The following is a 20,052-nucleotide window of genomic DNA, read 5'->3' on the forward strand; positions in this document are numbered from 1 at the left end:
CCATCCGCCGCCGGCCGCGGCCAAGTAAGCCTCTCGGCTGCTTACTTGCCCTTCAGGCTGCCGATGCCAAGCGAATGATCCGCGGGTCTGGACGGGAGCGCCTGCGCCGCATCCTCGATGTAGCCCTCGGGGTCGCGGTCGACGATCGGCAATCCCTTTGTGGTGGGATGCTCGGCCATGAACTCGCTGAATTGCCGTCCGAGTGCTTCTCGAAGGCCGATCGGGGCATGCCGAAGGAAGTCCGACAGTCCCTCCCGCTCCTCTTCGCTCATGTGGTGGTCGTTGGCGGACCGGGTGCGCCCGACCGCCGCCCACCACTCTTCGGTACCGATACGGGCCGCGTTGGCGGCGCGCACGCCGTCGCGAATCTCGTTGTGATCGCCGATGGCATCGAGCGTCTCGCCTTCGGGATCGTCGGCGCCGCGTTTGAGCAGCTGCGGATAGAAGATCTTCTCCTCGATGTAGGCATGCACGTCGAGCTTGTCGGCGAGCGGCCGCCATACCCGCTCGAGCGCGCCGCGATTGAGGGGTTTCTGCGCATGTAGCTCGTCCAGCTTGGCGAACTGTTCGCGGAACCAGTCGTGGTCCGCGCGAATCACGACGGTGATGTCAGCCATGCACGCTCCCAGCCTCCCCGACGCTCATCTCAGCACCCTCGGGTGCGATGGTAGAAGTCATTGCACACACCGAGCGAGGGGAACGCGGCAGTGGACGCCGGAATCGTCGACGACCACCGTTTCGTGATCGTGGGTGCCGGCGCGATCGGCGGCGCCGTGGGCGGCGTGCTGGCACGGGCAGGGACGACGACACTGCTGATTGCGCGCGGTCGAAACGCCGACATCCTGGCGACGGCCGGCCTGACGCTCAGAACGCCCGACGGCACATTCCGTGCGCCGGTCCCCGTGGCGTCCCGGGCCGAGGATGTGCGGTTGACGGATCGCGACGTGCTGGTCTTCGCCACCAAGACCCAGCAGCTCGATACCGCACTTCAGGAATGGGTCGATCAGCCGGTGCACGGCACGGACGGCGTCGTCGGGACAGCTGGGGAGCTGCTGCCGGCGATGACGGCGCTCAACGGCGTTGCGGCCGAGGACAAGGCGCTGCGCTACTTCCGCCGGGTGTTCGGTGTCTGCGTCTGGTTGCCCGCCGTGCACCTCGAGCCGGGTGAGGTGATCATCCGGTCGTGGCCGGTGGTGGGTCAGTTCCACATCGCACGGTGGCCCGCGTCGGTGGCCACCGACACCGACGCCGAGCTTTTGACGGGGCTGGCCGAGGGGTGGAGCACCGCCGGGATTCGGGTGACCATCCCCGACGACGTCGCGCCCTGGAAGTACAACAAGCTGTTGAGCAACCTCGGCAACGCGGTGGGCGCCCTCTCGGCCGAGCCGGCCGAGACCGGCGAACTGGTCGCCGCGATACGTCGGGAAGGCGAGAAAGTGTTGCGGCACGCGGGAATTGAGGTTGTCTCGTTCGAGACCTCCACGGCGGCGCGGGCAGATGGGCCGACGATACGCCCGGTACCGGGGTGGGACGCCGGGCCGAGCAACTCGACCTGGCAGTCGTTTCGCCGCAACACCGGCAGCGTGGAAACCGATTTCCTCAACGGGGAGATCGTCCGCCTCGCTCACCGGCACGGCATCACCGCACCACTGAATGCCGCGCTGGCGCGCGCGGTACGCGAAGCGGTCCGAAGCGGTCTTGGGCCCGGCCACTACTCGGCGTCCCAACTGACCGAACGGCTGGGGCTTGCCCTCCCCGTAACCGGCGGCGCAGCGACCCCCGACAGCCGGTCCTAACTTTCCGGCGTCGGACTCTGCACAGACTCCCACTTCGACCCGAGCGATCGCTTCACCGTGGCGCCGGGCGGCAGCTCGACCTCAAAGGTTTCACCGTTACCGGCCTCGAGGGTGACGAGGTAACGGCCGTCGGTGAAGTCTTTGAACACCACTCGGCACGGCTGCTCACCGGCGCCGCGGTCGATGGCGATGGAGTCGCCCGGGCTGACGTCGTCGATTCGGTCGTTACCGGAAACTTCGGACATGCCTTCGACGCTACTGGACTGCCAACCGGACGCAGCGATCGTGTTGAGACGCGGCCAAACTCCGGCCTACTTGGTGAGCTGAGCCAGCAGCTCGTGACACCGCTGAGCGCGCTTGGAATCCTCCGCCATGACGTCCTCGAAGAAGGACGCCACATCGTCGAGGCCCGCGTTCTTCGCGTCGCGGACGTACTGCCCGTAGTCATGCCCGGCCTTGAGTGAGTGGTATTGAACCGAGACCAAGTCGTAGGTCACGTCATCGAATCCGGTTTCCCCCGTTGCCACCATTCCTCCTCAGTTATCTCAAAGATGCGTGTACGGGACGGCTACCCGTGGGTGCCCTCGTTAAACAGTGGGGGTCCGTAGCGGGCCAGTAGCGACAAAAGTGACTCGATCAGCCCCGCTTCCCGGCGGCTATCATCTGACGGACGTGCATTGTTGGTCTCCCGGTAACCGGCGGGCGCATTGGATCTGCGAACCTTGACCGACGCTCCTGCACGCAGGAGTCGCCGCGACTGCAAGAAAGGCCGGCCATGACCGAACACCTACGCGCATACAACAGTCTGTGGCAGGTCCGTAGCGACTCGTGGTGTCGGCTGGAAGAAGCCGCCGATCGCCTGATGCGCCCGACCACGACGGGGGCGCTGAAAGACAAGTGGGCCGGCGTCTGCCAGGAATTGCTGACTCGCCTGAGCAGCCTCGAGCCCTACTGGGCCTATCCCGGGTCGCCGCAATTCGCCCGGGTGCAAAGGCTTTTCGCCGCGGGCGGCTATGACAAGTTCGCACAGGCGGTTGGCCAGATCAACCGCGCGCTGACCACGGAGTCGTACCGCTCGGGCGATGTGGAGAACGCCGGTGCCGACGACCTCGACATGTTCCCGTCGGATCCACGCCAGCTCCTCGAACATCAGCCGGCGTCGCAGCGCGACCGGCCCTACTTCGAGGTGCTCGTCGTCGAGAAGATGACCGAGGATCAGGAACGGGCGCTGCGCAACGAGGTCCGCAAATGGCGTCGCCCCGACGACGAGTTCGTCTACGAGCTCGTCGTGGTGTCCAGCGGAGACGAGGCGCTCATCGCGGCGCGGCTCAACGTCAACCTGCAGGCGGTGGTGATCAGGCGGCGTTTCTCCCACCAATCCACCCGGGATCTTTCGAGCCTGGCGGAGTTCGTCGACACCGCGGTGTCCAACGAGTTGGCCGATCATCAGACGCCGGAGGAGCGGGCGCAGATACTGGCGGTCTCCCTGAGCAAATTGCGACCCGAACTCGACCTCTACCTCATGACCGAGATCGACGTGGAGGACATCGCCGGCCGCCTGGGCCAGTACTTCCGCAGGGTGTTCCATGCGCGCGAAGGCATGCTCGAGCTGCACCTGTCGATACTGCAGGGCGTCGCCGCGCGCTACCGCACGCCCTTCTTCAGTGCGCTCAAGCAGTACAGCCACCGACCCACGGGTGTCTTTCACGCCCTGCCGATTTCGCAGGGGAAGTCGATCGTGAACTCACACTGGATCAAGGACATGGTCGGCTTCTACGGCCTGGACGTGTTCATGGCCGAGACGTCGGCGACCTGCGGGGGTCTGGACTCACTGCTCGAACCGACCGGGCCGCTGCGAGAGGCGCAGCAGCTCGCGGCACAGGCGTACGGATCGCGCCGCACCTACTTCGTCACCAACGGAACGTCGACGGCGAACAAGGTCGTCACGCAGGCATTGGTGGCACCCGGTGACATCGTGCTGCTGGACCGTAACTGTCACCAGTCCCACCACTACGGGATGATGCTGGCCGGCGCGAACGTGATCTACCTCGAGGCCTATCCGCTCAACGACTATTCGATGTACGGCGCGGTCCCTTTGCGCGAGATCAAGTCGAAGTTATTGGCGCTCAAGCGCGCCGGCAAGCTCGACCGCGTCAAGATGATGTCGTTGACGAACTGCACGTTCGACGGCATCGTCTACGACGTCGAGCGGGTGATGGAAGAGTGCCTGGCCATCAAGCCCGACCTTGTGTTCCTGTGGGACGAGGCATGGTTCGCTTTTGCACGTTTCCACCCGGTCTACCGCACGCGCACCGCGATGGAGTCGGCCAGGGCGTTGCGCGAGCGGTTGCAGGATCCCGACTGCAGGCGCCAGTACGAGGAGCAGCTCACCGCCGATTCCGCACATGCTCCCAGCGACGACGACCTGTTGGACCGTCGCCTCGTTCCGGACCCGGCGAGGGCCCGCGTGCGGGTGTACGCCACGCAGTCGACCCACAAGACGTTGACCGCGCTGCGGCAGGGATCGATGATCCACGTCTTCGATCAGGACTTCGACCAGAAGGTGGCGGAGCCGTTCCACGAGGCGTACATGGCGCACACCTCGACATCACCCAACTACCAGATCCTCGCATCGCTGGACCTCGGTCGCCGGCAAGTGGCGCTGGAAGGTGTTGAACTGGTGCAGCGGCAGATCGAAAATGCGATGCAACTGCGCGACGCGATCGACAACCATCCGTTGCTGAGCAAGTACATGAGGTGTCTGCGGACCTCCGACCTGATCCCGGAGCGATTCCGGCCGTCTGCCATCGCCCAGCCCCTGCGCTCGGGTCTGCGCAACATGATGGCGGCCTGGGATCAGGACGAATTCGTGCTCGACCCGTCAAGAATCACCTTGTTCATCGGGCCAACCGGCTACGACGGCGACACTTTCAAGCGCCAACAGTTGATGGATCGCTACGGAATTCAGATCAACAAGACGTCGCGCAACAGCGTGCTGTTCATGACCAACATCGGCACCACCCGCAGCTCGGTCGCTTTTCTGGTGGAAGTGCTGGTCAACATCGCCCGCGAGTTGGACCAAAACATCTCCGAGATGAGTCTTGGAGAGCGTGAGCACTTCGAGCGAGCGGTTTATCGGCTTACCGAAATGTCTTTGCCGCTTCCCGATTTCAGCGGTTTCCACCCCGCGTTCCTCGATCACAGCGGGAGCGAGGCGACGCCCGAAGGGGATGTTCGCCGGGCGTTCTACCTCTCCTACGACGACACCAATTGCGAGTACCTCACCGGCGACCAGATCGACGAACGGCTGGAGGCGGGCGTCGACATCGTTTCCGCGACCTACGTGACGCCCTATCCGCCCGGCTTCCCGGTCCTGGTGCCGGGTCAGGTGTTCAGCCGCGAGATACTGCAGTTCATGCGCGACCTCGACACCCCCGAAATCCACGGCTACTTACCGGAATTCGGCTACCGCGTGTATACCGAGAAGGCCATTGAGATGGCAATGGCCGCGGCGGGATCGGCGGCGGCGGCAAACGATCATCTCCGCGCATCCGCCGCGGCACCGGAGAAAACGGCGAAAAAGAAGTCGCCGAAACGCGGTGGGGCCAACGGTGATCGCAAGGGCGGCCAGGAGGCCGGACACGATGAGCTGCCCGGTCGCCAGCCCGACGACGATCAGGGTGTCCCGGAGGTCGGCGCCGACCAACTGCTCGGCGAGCAGCATCCCGGCGACGCGGTGAACGCCAAGTCGGTGTAGGCCGCCCGGCGCCCATCGGCGGCGTCACGGGGCGCGCGATGGCCCTTCCGCGCGGGACTCAGGGCCGGGGCTAGCATCGATCACAGTGACCCAACAGGACCCAGCAAGTCCCCAACAAGTCGATATGTGAGGTGTCTGGTGCATCCCTTCCGCAGGGCAGTCGAGGAGCGCGACGAGGCCGCCATCCAGGCGATGCTGGCCGACGGCGTCGTGTTCACCAGCCCGGTGGCATTCAAGCCCTACGTCGGCAAGCCGATCACCGCGGCGATCCTGCGGGGTGTGTTGCGGATCTTCGAGGATTTTCACTACCTGCGCGAATTCCATGACAGCAACGGCCGCGACCACGCGTTCGTATTCGAAACGGGACTGCGCGGCAGGCCGGGGGTAAAGATCACCGGTTGCGACTTCGTGCATTTCAACGATGACGGGCTGATCGACGACTTCATGGTGATGGTCCGGCCGCTGTCAGGCGCGACCGCGTTGTCGGAGGCGATGGGCGCCCAGTTCGACCACATCCAGCGAGAGGCGCTCGAACTGGCCAACCGGCTCGCCACATCGTAGGAGCCCGCATGCGGATCGGGTTGGGCATCAACTACGCGGGCGGGTTCAAGGAAGTCGCCGCCGAAGTGGCCGACCTGGAACGCGCCGGCTTGGACATCGTCTTTGTGCCCGAGGCATATTCGTTCGACGCGGTCAGCGCTCTGGGCTACCTGGCCGCCAGCACCGAACGGGTCGAGTTGGCCTCGGGAATCTTGCAACTGTATACCCGAACACCGACGCTGACCGCGATGACCGCGGCGGGCCTGGACTACGTGTCCGACGGACGGTTCACGCTCGGGCTCGGCGCCTCGGGCCCCCAGGTGATCGAGGGTTTCCACGGTGTGCCTTACGACGCCCCGATCGCGCGCACTCGGGAAGTGATCGAGATCTGCCGCCAGGTGTGGCGTCGTGAGTACCTGAAATACCAGGGCAAGCATTACACGATCCCGCTGCCCGCCGAACGCGGCACCGGGCTGGGTAAACCGCTGAAACTGATCAATCGGCCCGTGCGGGAACGTATCCCGATACTGGTGGCCGCGCTGGGGCCCAAGAATGTCGAACTGGTGGCCGAGGTCGCCGAGGGCTGGCAACCAATTTTCTATCTACCCGAAAAGGCGCAGCAGGTCTGGGGCAACGCCCTGGCCGCCGGCCGGGCCGAGCGGGATCCCGATCTCGGCGAGCTCGAGGTGTATGCCGGCCCGGCGCTCGCAATCGGTGAAAACGTTGAGCCGCTAAGGGAATTCGTCAAACCGCACTTGGCTCTCTATATCGGCGGCATGGGTGCCAAGGGCAAGAACTTCTACCATGCCCTCGCCACCAAGTACGGTTACGGCCCCCAGGCCGACCGCATTCAAGAGCTCTACCTGGCCGGCGACAGGGACGGCGCCGCCAAGCTGGTGCCCGACGAGCTGGTGCGGGACGTCAACCTGATCGGTGCCCGCGAGTTCGTCAAGGAACGGGTGGCGGCCTTCCGCGAGGCCGGGGTGACGACGTTGAATGTGGCACCCATCGCGGAGACGCCCGCCGAACGGGTCAAGCTGATAGAGACTCTGCGCAACATCGCCGACTAAGCAGCCGACTGACCGTCGACTAACCAGACCGCGATTCCGCCAGCACGGCATTCAATGTCTTGCTGGGCCGCATCACGCACGCCGTCTTTTCGGCGTCCGGGGCGTAATAGCCACCGATGTCCACCGGCTCCCCCTGTGCCTCGTTCAGCTCGCGCACGATGACGTCTTCGTTGGCGGCCAACTTCTCGGCCAGTGGGGCGAAGTGCTCACGCAGCTCGTCGTCCTCGGTCTGGGCGGCAAGCTCCTGGGCCCAGTACAGGGCGAGGTAAAACTGGCTGCCCCGATTGTCGAGCTCACCGGTCCTGCGCGACGGACCCTTGTCGTTCTCCAGCAGTTTGCCGGTCGCGGCGTCGAGCGTCTTGGCCAGGATCTTGGCCCGCGTGTTGCCGGTCTTGTTGCCCATGTCCTCGAAACTGGCTCCTAGGGCGAGGAATTCACCCAGCGAATCCCAGCGCAGGTGATTCTCCTCCACCAGTTGTTTGACGTGTTTGGGCGCCGAACCGCCCGCGCCGGTCTCGTACATCCCGCCGCCCGCCATCAGCGGCACGATGGACAGCATTTTGGCGCTGGTACCCAGCTCCAGGATGGGGAACAGGTCGGTGAGGTAGTCGCGCAGGATATTGCCCGTTGCGGCGATGGTGTCCAGGCCCCGCACCAGGCGTTCCAGTGTGTAGCGCATGGCGCGCACCTGAGACATGATCTGGATATCGAGGCCATGAGTGTATTCGTCTGCGAGATATTCCTTGACCTTCTTGATCAACTCGTTCTCGTGGGGCCGGTACGGGTCCAGCCAGAACACCACCGGCATGCCGGAGTTGCGCGCCCGGGTGACGGCCAGCTTGACCCAGTCGCGGATCGGCGCGTCTTTGACTATGCACATGCGCCAGATATCGCCGGCCTCCACCTCCTGCGGCATCAGCACTTCGCCGGTGGCTAGGTCCACGATATTGGCCGTGCCGTCCTCGGGAATCTCGAAAGTCTTGTCGTGCGAGCCGTATTCCTCCGCCTGCTGTGCCATCAGCCCGACGTTGGGCACCGTGCCCATGGTCGCGGGATCGAACTGGCCGTTGGTCTTGCAGAAGTTGACGATCTCCTGATAGATGCGGGAGAAGGTGGACTCCGGATTGACGGCCTTGGTGTCCTTGAGCTTTCCGTCGGCACCGTACATCTTGCCGCCGGCGCGGATCATCGCCGGCATGGAGGCGTCCACGATGACATCGCTCGGGGAATGGAAGTTGGTGATGCCCCGGGCCGAATCCACCATCGCCAACTCAGGGCGGTGTTCATGGCAGCGGTGCAGGTCTTCGATGATCTCGTCGCGTTGAGTCGCGGGCAGCGACTCGATCTTGCTGTAGAGATCGGACAAACCGTTGTTGACGTTGACGCCCAGTTCGTCGAACAGCTCTTGGTGCTTGGCGAAGGCGTCCTTGTAGAAGGTCTTCACCGCGTGGCCGAAGACGATGGGGTGCGAGACCTTCATCATCGTCGCCTTGACGTGCAGCGAGAACATCACGCCGGTCTTGTACGCATCCTCCATCTGCTCTTCGTAGAACTCGCACAGTGCCTTCTTGCTCATGAACATGCTGTCGACGACGTCACCGGCGTCCAGCGAAACCTTGGGTTTGAGCACGATCGTCTCGCCCCGCTTGGTCACCAGTTCCATCTTCACGTCGCGTGCCCGGTTGAGCGTCATCGACTTCTCGCCGGCGTAGAAGTCGCCGTGTCGCATGTGCGCGACGTGGGTGCGCGATGCCATCGACCACTCGCCCATGGTGTGCGGATGCTTGCGCGCATACTCCTTGACGGCCTTGGGTGCGCGGCGATCCGAATTACCTTGTCGCAGAACGGGATTGACCGCGCTGCCCAGGCATTTCGCATAGCGGTCGCGGATCTCGCGTTCCTCGTCGGTCTTCGGGGAGTGTGGATAGTCCGGAACCTTGAAGCCCTTGCCCTGCAGTTCCTTGATGGCGGCCACCAGCTGCGGCACCGAAGCGCTGATATTGGGCAGCTTGATGATGTTGGTGTCCGGGAGCTGCGTCAGCCCGCCCAGTTCGGCGAGGTTGTCCGGCACGCGCTGGTCTTCGGTCAGGTAATCGGGAAACTCGGCGAGGATGCGGGCCGCCAACGAGATGTCACTCGTCTTGACCTCGATGCCGGCCGGTTCGGCGAAGGCACGCACGATCGGGAGGAAGGCGTAGGTCGCCAGGAGCGGCGCCTCGTCGGTCTGCGTGTAGATGATGGCGGGCTGCTGGGCGCTCATGGTGTTCTCCCGGCGTCGCTGTGGATCAGATCTATGGGTCGGCTTTGCATTAAAACGGCGGAGGGCAGCATTGCATCGGGTACGACGTTACCTGTGGCGCGCCCGGTGGCGTCCGGGGCGTCCGTGCCGAAAGCGGGGCGGCGGATCAGGCCCGACGGTGATCGTCTCGTCGCAGCCGCAGCGCTCGACCGACCGCCGCTGCCGACGCCAGCACCGCCATCGCGGACAGGATCGTCGCCGAAACCCCGGGCCCGGCCGTGGCCAGTATCAGCGGCACGCCGAAGCCGACGTAAGTGACCACATAGAACACTCCGGTGAGGGCACCCCGCAGGCGTTGCGGCGCCGCGGCTTCCAGGTCGATCAAGCCCTCGCGAAGGAGAAGGCCGGACGCGCATCCGAGAACCAGGAAGAGCGCAACCCCCAACACCGGCCCCATCGTCGGCGGGGCCGCCGCGGTCGCGGCGTAGCCAAGCGCCGCCAGCACGGCACCGGCGGTGCCGGCTTGTGGACCCCATCGCAGTGCGCGGGCAAGTACTTGAACCAACCCACTGATGCCGTTGACGATCAGCGCGGCCGCGCCCGCGGCGATGGGGGCGGCCAGCCCGGTGTGGAGCCGCGCGGGGATGGTGACGAAGCCAAGCGTCGCGGAGGCGAACACCCACGGCGCCAGTGGCAGTGCCCAGCCCAGCGCCCGCGCGGTTGCGTGCGGCGCGGGCTTGGGTGACACCGTCGGCCGCGTGGCGTGCCGCGTCGCCGGCGAGCTGGCGTCCGTGCGCGCCGTCAGCAGCACCGCGCATGTCGCCACCACGACGATGGCTGCGGCGACAGCGAACGACACGCCGACGCCGGTCTGGGCGGATCGGCCGGCCCGGGCGGTGAGCCCACCGGCGAACGGGCCGACGGCGAAACCGGCGGTCAGCACCGCGCCGGCGGCGGCTGCACCGGCGGCGCCTTGAAGATCCGAGGCCCATGCCGTGCAGGACGTCATTATCAGACCAACACCCAGTCCGACGATGAAGCGCCCCGCCAGCAGGGCGTCGGTGTGCTGCGAGAGCAGCATCGCCACCGTCCCTGCCAGAGCAAGTGTCGAGCCGGCCAACGCCACCGACTGCCTCCCGAACGCATCGGATGCGCGCCCGCCGACCAGCAGGCCCGGCAACAAGCCCACCGCGTAGATGGCGAAGATCGCATCGAGTGTGGCCGGGCCGAGGTGTTGCTGACGGCCGATCACGGGCATCAACGCGACGAAGTGGTTGGCGGCCCACCCCGTGGCCAGCAGCAGGCACAGCACGCCCATGAAGAGGGTCCGACTCGGTGCGTCCGCGCCACCCGTGCCAGAGCCGGCCGCTACGGCCGGCGTGGACCGCTTGGACCGCGGCGGGCTCGTCAATCCCGTTGACCCATTCGACCAGATCACTTTCATCCTTCCCCGGGGCCGCTGCGAGGGCGGGTCGACAGACGCCCCAACGCGATGCCTGCCAGGGAGCTATTCCCGCTGAAGCGCCGAAAAGCACCGGCGACGGCAGGCTTTCATCCGTGCTTTTGGGACGGCGCCGCAAACACATGACGCGAAGGCGCAAATCGCAATCCAGGTTTGAAATCAGTCGATTTGGTGTATCAATACCATCACTGGAATGCAGGAAGGCAAATGATGAAGCAAATCGCTGCGGCCACGATTGCCATCGCCGCGCTGCTCTCTGGCGCGTGTTCAGCCTCACAGGTCATCAACACCGGCGGTGACACGAAATGTAAGGACTTCACCTCGCAGGACGAAAAGAAGCAGAACGACGAGGTGAGCAAGATGCTCAAGGACAAGAATGGCGCCGACCCGACCAACGCGGAGATATCGGCGACGCGGTTATCGGCGGCGACGTACTGCCAGACGCTGGGAAAGCCCGACACCAAGATCTCGGAAGCACCCCACGGCTGACCGCACTCGCGGCCGAGCCCGAACCGACCAGTCATTCCGATAACCGCCGCACAGACCTAGGGCCAAACGTCCCCAAGTAGCGCAATCCTGGGCTTTCGGAAGGGCCGGCATCTCGGGTCGCCACGAGCTCCCGGGGCAGAAGAAGGCGGCGCCGGCAGCTCGCATATTCCGGCGCCGACGATCACGATCATGCTGTTGTCCTGCGCTCGTTTCAGAAGAAGAATCCGGCGTGCGGCGCGTCGCGCACCGCGAACAGCCGATCGGCCACGGCGAGCGCCGACGGGTCCTCGGCGCGGACCAGCCCGGCGAGGGCGAGACTGCGCCAGGTCGCTCCACCGAGCAGGACGGCTGACAGGCCCTCGATGCCGATGTGGAGTTGGGCGCTTCGGCCGGTCGGCTCGGCGCCGTCGGCCGAGATGGTGAAGCTGCCCGAGTTATCCGGCAGCACAGTGTCATTGACGGCGATGGTGACGGCTTCGCCCGCTTCGTACCGACGTGCCGCGAGCGCCTTCGCGGCGTCGACGACGCGAAGCCACGTTTCGTCGCGCACCGCGGTCACCCGCAAGGCTCGCCGATCGGTGAGGAGCCAAGGCAGGGGATCGTCGAGGGGCAGCATCCAGAACACCACGCGGTCTATGAGATCGAGCCCGAGCAGGAACCGCAGCAGCCCGACATACGCGTGCGCGGTGGGAGCGAAGAAATCCTCCACCGCGATGGTGCGCTGGTCGCTGACGAACCATGACTCGGTGGCGACGGGGCGGTAGCGGGCGAACCCCGACTCGGATCCCGGTTCACCGTGAACCGCGAAATAGCAAGGGGCCGAAGACGATTCGGTCCGCTTCTGCGCTCCTCGCCACCAAACCAGGGGGCGATCGATGGTTCCCGGACGGGACGGCCGATTGCGGTCATAGATTTGCGGCAGGACGCCCCACGCCTGCTTTGCGTCCAGCAGTCGGACCGGACCGCCCGGCCCGACATCGGGGCGCAGCGTCGCCTGTGCGGTGTGCAGCTCCACGGTCTGCGATGAACTCGCCACTCCATAGCCGTACCGCCCGTAGATCGTCGCCTCCGATGCTCGCAACGTGGCAAGCACCTCGTCCCGTGCGGCGATGTCGCGCAACTGATGACGCATGAGATTGGTGGCGATGCCTTTTCGGGTGAACGAGGGCAGTACCCCGATGTGCGAGACGGCGGCATGGCTCACGATTGCCCCACCCGGCAGCGTCAGCCGACTCGTCACGGCGTCCGCGGTGCCCACGAGTTGTCCCCCGACGAATGCCCCGATGGTGCGTCCGGCTTCGAGCAGCCCGGTGATCTCGCCGGGCGCCAGGTTCGACAGGGGTGGGAACCCGACCATCGCGGCGCGAAACACGTTCGCCGCCGCGATCAGTTCGTCTTCACTTTCGAGAAGACGGATCTCGCTGGGCATGGGGACATCATGTCCCGCGCCCCGCGTTAACGGATGGGCAGGCCGGTCACTGCCCGCGAAATCACCAGACGCTGGATCTCGCTGGTTCCCTCGAAGATCGTGAAAATCTTTGCGTCGCGGTGCATCCGCTCCACGGGGTAGTCGCGGGTGTACCCGTTGCCGCCCAGAATCTGGATGGCCTCGTCGGTGACGTAGACCGCGGTCTCGCTGGCGACCAGCTTGGCCATCGAGCCCTCGGCCGAGTCGAAGCTCTGGTTGTTGCGCGCCATCCAGCCGGCCCGCCACACCAGCAGACGCGCGGCGTCGATGCGGCTCTTCATGTCCGCCAGCTTGAACGCCACCGCCTGGAATTCACCGATCTTGCGGCCGAATTGCTCACGCTGGCAGGCATAGTCGAGCGCGTATTCGTAGGCGGCGCGGGCCACGCCGACCGCCATCGCGCCGACGGTGGGCCGGGTACGCTCAAAGGTCTTCATCGCCGCCTGCCCGCCGGTAGAGGAACCGGATTTGACCCGGGCGATCCGGGCGTCGAACTTCTCCCGGCCGCCGAGGATCGCGTCCGCAGGCAGGCGGACGTTGTCGAGCACCACCTCCGCGGTGTGCGAGGCGCGGATGCCGTGCTTCTTGAACTTCTGCCCCTGAGCCAGGCCGTGGGTTCCCGGAGGGATGACGAATGTGGCCTGGCCGCGGGTGCCCAATTCCGGGTACACCGATGCCACCACGATGTGCACGTTGGCGATGCCGCCGTTGGTCGCCCAGGTCTTGGTGCCGTTGAGCACCCATTCCCCGGCCGCCTCGTCGTAGTGCGCACGAGTGCGGATGGCGCCGACATCGGAACCGGCATCGGGTTCCGACGAGCAGAACGCGCCGAGCTTGGGATCGTCTGGCGTGCCGAACATCTCGGGAAGCCAACGCCCCAGCTGTTCGGGAGTTCCGTTGCCCGCCAGCGCGGCCGCGGCCAGCCCGGTTCCCAGGATGGACAGGGCGATGCCGGCGTCACCCCAGAACATCTCCTCGAACGTGGTGAGGAAGCCGAGCCCGGTGGGCTCGGCCGCTTGCTGCGCGAAGAAGTCGGGGGAGTAGAGCCCCACCTTCGCGGCCTCCTGGATCACGGGCCACGGGGTCTCTTCACGTTCGTCCCATTCGGCCGCTGCCGGGCGGATCACGTCGGCCGCGAACTTGTGCACCCAGTCGCGGATCTCGATCACGTCGTCGCTCAGTTGCAGGGAGAAGGTCATTGGTTGACTCCTGAAATCGGCTGAGAATTTGCGAGCTTTCGGTATTGCGCGAGGAGGCTGAGCGTCTGCTTCACCCAGGCCTCGAAGTAGCGGTCTTCGTCGATGTTGCCGGGCAGGCGGCCGGTCAGGGCCTGCAGCGTCGCGGCATACGACAGCGACCCGATGGCCACGGCCGCGGCCGCCTGGGGATCCGGGATGTCGGTGCGGCCGGAACGATTCGACGCGGCCAGTTCGCCGGCGAACCGCTGGTAGGCGTTGTCCGTGATCACCTGCCACGTCTTCTCGTCGAGATCGCCGAGCTCGTCGGGCTCGCGCAGCATGACCTTGAGCAAGTCCTCGCTCTGCTTCAGGTTGCTCCAGATCAGCTGCCCGGCGGTGCGCACCGCCCGCTCGACGTTGCCCGGCGCCCCCGCGTCGTACTGCTCGCGCGCGGCCACGATGCTGTCGATCCGGTGGGCAACGGCGGCTTCCAGCAACTCCCGCTTGGAGCCGAAGTGTTTGTACAGCGCACCAGATCCCGGCGCCAGGCCGGACGCCCGCTGGATATCGGCGACGGACGTAGCGGCGTACCCCTTGGCGGCGAAAAGCTTCAGCGCCGCGGCCAGCAGCCGCTCGCGTCCCCGACTGGACTCGCTGAGCATGGTGAGAGAGTACTCACTCACCATGTCGTATGGCAAACGACCTCGAGCGACCTCGCGTTCTCTCGGGGGAATCGTCCGCAACCCGCCCCGTGCAACGGCGAAGAGGACGAGGGAAGTTACCGTTGCTTCTGTGGTAAGCGATGTCGACGTGGCCCCGTCGGCTCGTTGATGGAGCCCGACAGTGCACGACACTGACGGAAGCCGCGGAAGCCGCCGTGTGCGGCTACCGAGGCGGGTGCTGTCGCTGCGCACCATCGTCATCGTCGCCGCCCTATCGGTGATCGCCCTCGTCGTCCTCTTGGGCGCGTGGGTTTGGATCGGCGTCACCAACGATCAATACAGTCAGCTCGACCGCCGCCTGGATTCGGTCAGCAGCCTCGGCGATATCAACACGCTGCTCAACACTGCCCAGCTCACCAACCCGGATCGGCCCGCGCCGGACGGCAGCCTGGTGCGCACCGCGCGCATCGGCGACACGACGGTCTCGGTGCCCGGGAATATCGTTCTGCCGAGGCTCCCAAACGGCTACGCGAACACGACCATCGACGGCGTGCAATACCGGGTGCGCACCTTCACGGCGGGTCCGGCCTCGATTGCGCTCGCGGCGCCGTTGGCCGAGGCGCAGCATCGAATCAACGAACTGCACCTACGGGTGCTGTTGATCTGTGGCAGCGTCATCGGCGGCACGGTTCTTGTCGGCTGGGTGATCTCGTTGATCATGGTCAACCCGTTCCTGTTGCTGGCTCAGCAGGCCCGCGCCATCAGCGCTCAGTCGAGCCCCGACGAGCTGCAGGTCCGCGGCGTCCGCGAGGCCGTTGAGATCGCGGAGGCGGTGGAGGGAATGCTGGCCCGCATTGGCAATGAGCAACAGCGCACCAGGGCGGCGCTCGAGTCTGCCCGCGACTTCGCCGCCGTCGCTTCGCACGAGCTGCGCACCCCGTTGACGGCCATGCGAACCAACCTCGAGGTGCTCTCCACGCTCGAGTTACCGGCCGAGCAGCGAAAGGAAGTGCTCAGCGACGTCATCCGCACGCAGAGCCGGATCGAGGCGACTCTCACCGCGCTGGAAAGACTGGCGCAGGGCGAACTGACCACCGTCGACGATTTCGTCTCCTTCGACATCACGGAACTTCTGGACCGCGCCGCACACGACGCGCTTCGCATCTATCCGGGCGTGGACGTGTCGCTGGTGCCGTCGCCCACGGTGTTGATGGTGGGTTTGCCCACCGGGCTGCGCCTGGTGATCGACAACGCCATCGCCAACGCCGTCAAGCACGGCAGCGCCACCGAGATCAGGCTGCACGTCTCCAGTTCCGGCGAAGGGGTGGAAATCGCCGTCGACGACAACGGCGTCGGGGTTCCGGAAACCGAGCGCGCCGCCGTCTTCGAACGATTCTCGCGGGGCTCGACGGCGGCGCGTGGGGGCTCCGGGCTGGGCTTGGCGCTGGTCGCGCAGCAGGCCGAATTGCACGGCGGTCGGGCCTCTTTACACGCCAGCCCACTGGGTGGCGCGCGCCTGTTGCTCAAGCTGGCGGGCGATGGGCGCGGCGCGGCGTGAGCGTCAGCCCGGCATTCAGTACGGCGCGGCCTGCTGGGTCAGGTTCAGCAACACGTAGGCCACACAGAACAGGAAGTGCAGCACCACCAGAACCAGGCCGGCAAACAACGCTGAGCGGGTGGCCCGCCGCCGCAACCGCTTGAACTTGGTCGCCCGCGCCTCGTCGTTCAGCCGCAGGGCGATCAGAGCGAAGTTGACGTCGGTCACTTCCTCATCGGCGACGGGCGCGCCCGCCGACATCGCCCGTAGGCGGTCGGGTTCGGTGTGGACACCGACGCGCTCGAAGCACCGGCACAGGCGACGCGCCCGCCTTCGGCCAAGCGCCTGGTCTCGCACCCGTAGCTGCTGCAAGAGTTGCCGTCTTTGGTCGCCCCAGGCGTTGGACGGGGTCGTCACAAGCCGGGATTGTAGTTCGCTTCCGGCTGAATTCGGCCGGTCTGAGCGAATTGGATTCGCTCGGATTCACCTGCTCCACGATGGTGTTCCGCGAGCAGACAGAGAATCGCATGCAGACGGCCCGGCTGATGCGATTCTGCGTCTGCTCGCGCCCGAAGATCAGCCGCCGCTCATCCGCTCGGACGCGGGCAGGTCTTCAGAAAGGTTGAGGTAGCGCTCGAGGTTGCGATGCATGTTGATCACACGCCGCTCCTCGCCTGAGAGCACCAAATGAGTGCAGCCCGGTTGGTGCAGGCCGCGCTGCAATCCCGCGAGCAACTGGATGTCCTGCTTGAGCACCACGCCCGGTTCGGCCTCCTCGGCGGCGGTGCGGACATCGGTCGGCTTGTTGCGTGGCGCCCCGGCCGGCATCCGCGTCGTCAGGAAGATGACCATCTCGCCTTGGTCAGGGTTGGTGCCGGGCCGCGAGCACATGATGGTCAGGTGGTCGGCGTTGGTCAGCAGCGTCATGTTGGGGAACACGTTGTATTGGTGCAGCCGGGTGATGCGGTCGGTGTCGGCCCACTCCAGGTCGACGCCTCGCTCGGCCGCAAACGCCCGTGTGCGCGCGGCAATCAGATCTTGAACCGTCTGTCCGGGTTGGCGTTCGTCGGCAGGGAACGGCGTGCCTGCGGCGGCACCCATCAGCGCGCCCTGAGTGTAAACGTAAGCGTCCCAGACCTCTTCGTCACTCAGCGCGCCGTCAAAGCGCGGGCTTTGCACGCCGTACGGCTGATCGGATTTGCCCGTGTGGCCCCAAATCTGTTGCGGCGCATGGATATCGTCGACGCAGCGTAACAGCTCGGGATGCAGTGTTTGAATGTGGTATGTCTCGCTGAAACCGTCGGCGATCGTCTTCCAGTTGGCGTCCACTTCGATGGTCAGGGTGGCGTAACAGCGGAAGTCGCTCAGTTGGGTCCAGGAGAGGTCGGCGGGTATCGCTTCCAGGTACTCGAGCAGTGGCATTGCGTCGAGGTCCAGGTTGACGAAGACCAGGCCCTCCCAGGACTCGACCCGTACCGGCAGCAGCGGAAAGTCGGACATCCTGAGCGACCCGAAGCCCTTGCGGTTCGGCACCCGCTTGAGTGTGCCGGCCAGGTCCCATGTCCAGCCGTGATAACCGCATCGGAGCTCGCGCAACCCCGATCCCGAGCCCACGCACACCGAGTTGCCGCGATGACGACACGCATTCTGAAACGCCCGCAGCACACCGTCATCCCCGCGGACGATCAGCACTCCGTATGGCCCGCAGCGGTACTCGAAGTAGTCGCCGGGCTCGGCGACGTGGTCGACCATGCAGGCGAGCTGCCATACCTTCGGCCACATCCGCTCGGTCTCCAGCGCGGCGAACGCGGGCGAATAGTAGCGCTCGGCCGGCACCAGCGTCGGGGATGCGGGCGGGGTGCCGATCGCGTCCTCTTGGGCATTGGGGCGCGTGCGGGCAGGGTTGCCGGCGGCCAGGCTCATGACCTCAGCGCGCTCCGCGTACCAGGCGACCGGGGCGCGCCCCGGTGTCGACGTCGTTGCGACGCGTCACCGTCCCGCTGACGATGGTCGCCGCGTAGCCGCTCGCCCGCTGCAGGATCCGGTTCCCGCCCGCGGGCAGGTCCCACGCCATCGCGGCGGGGTGCAACCGCAGCGCGTCGATGTCGATCACGTTGATATCGGCCTTCTTGCCCGGCTCGATGGTGCCGCGGTCGGTGAGGCCGAAGAGGTGGGCGGTGTCGCGCGATTGCTTGCGAATCACGTATTCCAGGGACAGCTTGTCGCCGCGTCGGCGGTCCCGCGCCCAGTGCGTGAGCAGGAACGTGGGATATGAAGCGTCACAGATCATTCCGCAATGCGCGCCGCCGTCGGACAGACCCAGCACTCCGGCTGGGTGCAGCATCATCTCGCGGATGGCGTCGCAATTGCCGTCGGCGTAGTTGAACAGCGGCAGCATCAGCATCGCGGTCGCATTCGACTGCAGCATGAGGTCATAGAGGGTCGACAGCGGGTCCTCGCCGCGCGCCCGCGCGATCGCGGCGACCGTGCGGTCTGGCGTGGGCTCGTAGTCCGGGGGATCCCCCAGCGCGTAGAGGCGGTGCAGCGAGTGTTGCACGAGCGCGAACATGCCGTCGAACAGCAGGGTGGGGTCCACGGGCAGGTCGTCCTCGGAGAGGATTGCGGCCTTCACGGCGGGATCGGCGAGGCGGTGCGCGAGTTCCTCACGGCTGCATTCGGCGGCGAGCCTGCGGTACGTGGGGCGGTGACTGAAGCCGTGGTGACCCTGGAAACCGATCATCATGCCGAACGGACGCGCCGCGATCTGAGGATGCAGCCGACTTCCGGCTGCGTGCGCGGCGGCGGACAGGTCGAGCTGTTCGCGCCACAGCTTGGGGTCGGCGTCCACCTGGATCAAAGCGAAGGACACCGGCCGGTCGATCTCCGCGCTCAACCGGCGCATCCACTCGAGTTCCTTCTTGGGGGCCACGATGTCCTCGCCCGCCGCGCCCTGGGGGGCCAGTTCGAACACCGCCTGACCGCCGGCCGCCATGGCCCGCCCCAGGCCGAACAGCTCATCTTCGGCGGCGAACGTGCCGGGGACGGGCTCACCGTCCATGGCCCGATGGCCCATGGTGCGCGACGTCGAAAACCCGAGCGCGCCCGCTTCGACCGCTTCGGTGACCAGCCGGCTCATCGCCGCGATGTCCTCCGGCGTGGCGGGCTGATTGCGGGCTCCCCGCTCACCCATCGCATACGCGCGGACCGCGCCGTGGGCGACCTGGCTGCCCACGTCGATCGCGAACTTGTGCTTGTCGATCGCGTCGAGGTATTCGGGGTAGGTTTCCCAGCCCCAGGTGATGCCCTCGGTGAGCGCGGTGCCGGGAATGTCCTCGACACCCTCCATCAGCTCGATCAGCCACTCTTCGGTGCCGGGCCGCACCGGGGCGAAGCCGACGCCGCAATTGCCGGTGACCACCGTCGTGACGCCGTGCCCGCTCGACGGCTCGAGCAGGCTGTCCCAGCTCACCTGGCCGTCGTAATGGGTGTGGATGTCGACGAAACCGGGCGCTACCAGGTGACCGGTCGCGTCGATGGTCTCGGTGGCGCCGGCCAGATCCAAACCGGATGGGGCGGTGTCGCCGACGCCGCGACGGACGACGTCGACGATCTTGCCGTCCTTGATGCCGATATCGGCCGGATAGCGCTGCGCGCCGGTGCCGTCGACGACGGTGCCGCCGGTGATCTTCAGGTCCAGCATGAGGGTCTCTCCTTGTCGCCATGCGCTGTGGACGCCAGACGAGCGACATTTCGCTACGCTAAGTAGCGTAACTCGTGGGGGCGTTGATGGCGAGGGGTTGACCCCGATGGAGCTCGGGGACCATGGGAACATGCCGGGCCCGCCAACAGTGCCG

The 20,052-nt window shown here is 66.0% G+C and carries 17 protein-coding genes; 6 read left to right on the top strand and 11 right to left on the bottom strand.

What is annotated here, in order from left to right; all coding sequences use genetic code 11:
* Nucleotides 1-41: 41 nt before the first annotated feature.
* Nucleotides 42-617 carry a hemerythrin domain-containing protein gene (locus JO059_RS18195; protein ID WP_293321189.1) on the bottom strand — a complete coding sequence of 192 codons (576 nt, stop codon included), beginning with the start codon at nt 615-617 and terminating at the stop codon, nt 42-44.
* Nucleotides 618-707: 90 nt separating this feature from the next.
* Here JO059_RS18195 and JO059_RS18200 point away from each other — a divergent pair, with 90 nt between their 5' ends.
* Nucleotides 708-1,796, top strand: a complete 1,089-nt coding sequence (locus JO059_RS18200; RefSeq protein WP_293321191.1) for a 2-dehydropantoate 2-reductase N-terminal domain-containing protein — start codon at nt 708-710, stop codon at nt 1,794-1,796.
* On the opposite strand, the gene JO059_RS18205 is transcribed toward JO059_RS18200, so the two are convergent.
* Together JO059_RS18205 and JO059_RS18210 are read right to left on the bottom strand one after the other, a co-directional pair.
* Entirely contained in the window at nt 1,793-2,041 is a 249-nt protein-coding gene (locus JO059_RS18205) for a hypothetical protein (protein ID WP_293321193.1), read from the bottom strand. The genes JO059_RS18200 and JO059_RS18205 overlap by 4 nt on opposite strands.
* 66 nt (nt 2,042-2,107) lie before the next feature.
* Nucleotides 2,108-2,323 carry an acyl carrier protein gene (locus JO059_RS18210; RefSeq protein WP_293321195.1) on the bottom strand — a complete coding sequence of 72 codons (216 nt, stop codon included), beginning with the start codon at nt 2,321-2,323 and terminating at the stop codon, nt 2,108-2,110.
* Between the two features lie 248 nt (nt 2,324-2,571).
* Between JO059_RS18210 and JO059_RS18215 the strand changes: the two genes are divergently transcribed.
* The 3 genes from JO059_RS18215 to JO059_RS18225 all read left to right on the top strand — a co-directional run bounded on the left by JO059_RS18215 (nt 2,572) and on the right by JO059_RS18225 (nt 7,163).
* Nucleotides 2,572-5,553, top strand: a complete 2,982-nt coding sequence (locus JO059_RS18215) for an aminotransferase class I/II-fold pyridoxal phosphate-dependent enzyme (protein ID WP_293321197.1) — start codon at nt 2,572-2,574, stop codon at nt 5,551-5,553.
* 138 nt (nt 5,554-5,691) lie between these two features.
* A complete protein-coding gene (locus JO059_RS18220) occupies nt 5,692-6,114 on the top strand; it encodes a nuclear transport factor 2 family protein (RefSeq protein ID WP_293321199.1) in 423 nt (140 codons plus the stop codon).
* Between the two features lie 8 nt (nt 6,115-6,122).
* Nucleotides 6,123-7,163 carry an LLM class F420-dependent oxidoreductase gene (locus JO059_RS18225; protein ID WP_293321201.1) on the top strand — a complete coding sequence of 347 codons (1,041 nt, stop codon included), beginning with the start codon at nt 6,123-6,125 and terminating at the stop codon, nt 7,161-7,163.
* Between the two features lie 19 nt (nt 7,164-7,182).
* Here the strand turns inward: JO059_RS18225 and JO059_RS18230 are convergent, their stop codons facing one another.
* Complete coding sequence (locus tag JO059_RS18230; RefSeq protein WP_293321203.1) at nt 7,183-9,423, bottom strand: NADP-dependent isocitrate dehydrogenase; 2,241 nt, start codon at nt 9,421-9,423, stop codon at nt 7,183-7,185.
* 145 nt (nt 9,424-9,568) lie between these two features.
* A complete protein-coding gene (locus tag JO059_RS18235; RefSeq protein WP_293321205.1) occupies nt 9,569-10,720 on the bottom strand; it encodes an MFS transporter in 1,152 nt (383 codons plus the stop codon).
* 351 nt (nt 10,721-11,071) lie between these two features.
* On the opposite strand from JO059_RS18235, the gene JO059_RS18240 reads away from it, so the two are divergent.
* On the top strand, nt 11,072-11,353 hold the full coding sequence (locus JO059_RS18240) for a hypothetical protein (protein ID WP_293321235.1): 282 nt from the start codon (nt 11,072-11,074) through the stop codon (nt 11,351-11,353).
* A 211-nt stretch (nt 11,354-11,564) separates the two neighbouring features.
* On the opposite strand, the gene JO059_RS18245 is transcribed toward JO059_RS18240, so the two are convergent.
* Genes JO059_RS18245 through JO059_RS18255 form a run of 3 tightly spaced genes read right to left on the bottom strand, consistent with a single transcriptional unit; the run spans nt 11,565 to nt 14,661 of the window.
* Nucleotides 11,565-12,782 (bottom strand): GNAT family N-acetyltransferase, encoded by a 1,218-nt coding sequence (locus tag JO059_RS18245; protein ID WP_293321207.1) that lies wholly within the window; start codon nt 12,780-12,782, stop codon nt 11,565-11,567.
* A 26-nt stretch (nt 12,783-12,808) separates the two neighbouring features.
* Complete coding sequence (locus JO059_RS18250) at nt 12,809-14,020, bottom strand: acyl-CoA dehydrogenase family protein (RefSeq protein ID WP_293321209.1); 1,212 nt, start codon at nt 14,018-14,020, stop codon at nt 12,809-12,811.
* The gene (locus JO059_RS18255; RefSeq protein ID WP_293321211.1) at nt 14,017-14,661 is read right to left on the bottom strand and encodes a TetR/AcrR family transcriptional regulator; all 645 of its coding nucleotides are present in this window, start codon (nt 14,659-14,661) and stop codon (nt 14,017-14,019) included. The genes JO059_RS18250 and JO059_RS18255 overlap by 4 nt, the downstream gene beginning before the upstream one ends.
* A 217-nt stretch (nt 14,662-14,878) precedes the next feature.
* Here JO059_RS18255 and JO059_RS18260 point away from each other — a divergent pair, with 217 nt between their 5' ends.
* Nucleotides 14,879-16,219 carry a HAMP domain-containing sensor histidine kinase gene (locus JO059_RS18260; protein WP_293321237.1) on the top strand — a complete coding sequence of 447 codons (1,341 nt, stop codon included), beginning with the start codon at nt 14,879-14,881 and terminating at the stop codon, nt 16,217-16,219.
* A gap of 15 nt (nt 16,220-16,234) precedes the next feature.
* On the opposite strand, the gene JO059_RS18265 is transcribed toward JO059_RS18260, so the two are convergent.
* The 3 genes from JO059_RS18265 to JO059_RS18275 form a co-directional block, all read right to left on the bottom strand.
* Entirely contained in the window at nt 16,235-16,615 is a 381-nt protein-coding gene (locus JO059_RS18265; protein WP_293321213.1) for a hypothetical protein, read from the bottom strand.
* Nucleotides 16,616-16,774: 159 nt separating this feature from the next.
* On the bottom strand, nt 16,775-18,121 hold the full coding sequence (locus JO059_RS18270; protein WP_293321215.1) for an aromatic ring-hydroxylating dioxygenase subunit alpha: 1,347 nt from the start codon (nt 18,119-18,121) through the stop codon (nt 16,775-16,777).
* 4 nt (nt 18,122-18,125) lie between these two features.
* Nucleotides 18,126-19,898: an amidohydrolase family protein gene (locus JO059_RS18275; protein ID WP_293321217.1), complete on the bottom strand. Its 1,773-nt coding sequence runs from the start codon at nt 19,896-19,898 to the stop codon at nt 18,126-18,128.
* Nucleotides 19,899-20,052: the final 154 nt, after the last annotated feature.

It is taken from the genome of Mycobacterium sp. (assembly GCF_019247615.1).
Taxonomy (GTDB): Bacteria; Actinomycetota; Actinomycetes; order Mycobacteriales; family Mycobacteriaceae; genus Mycobacterium.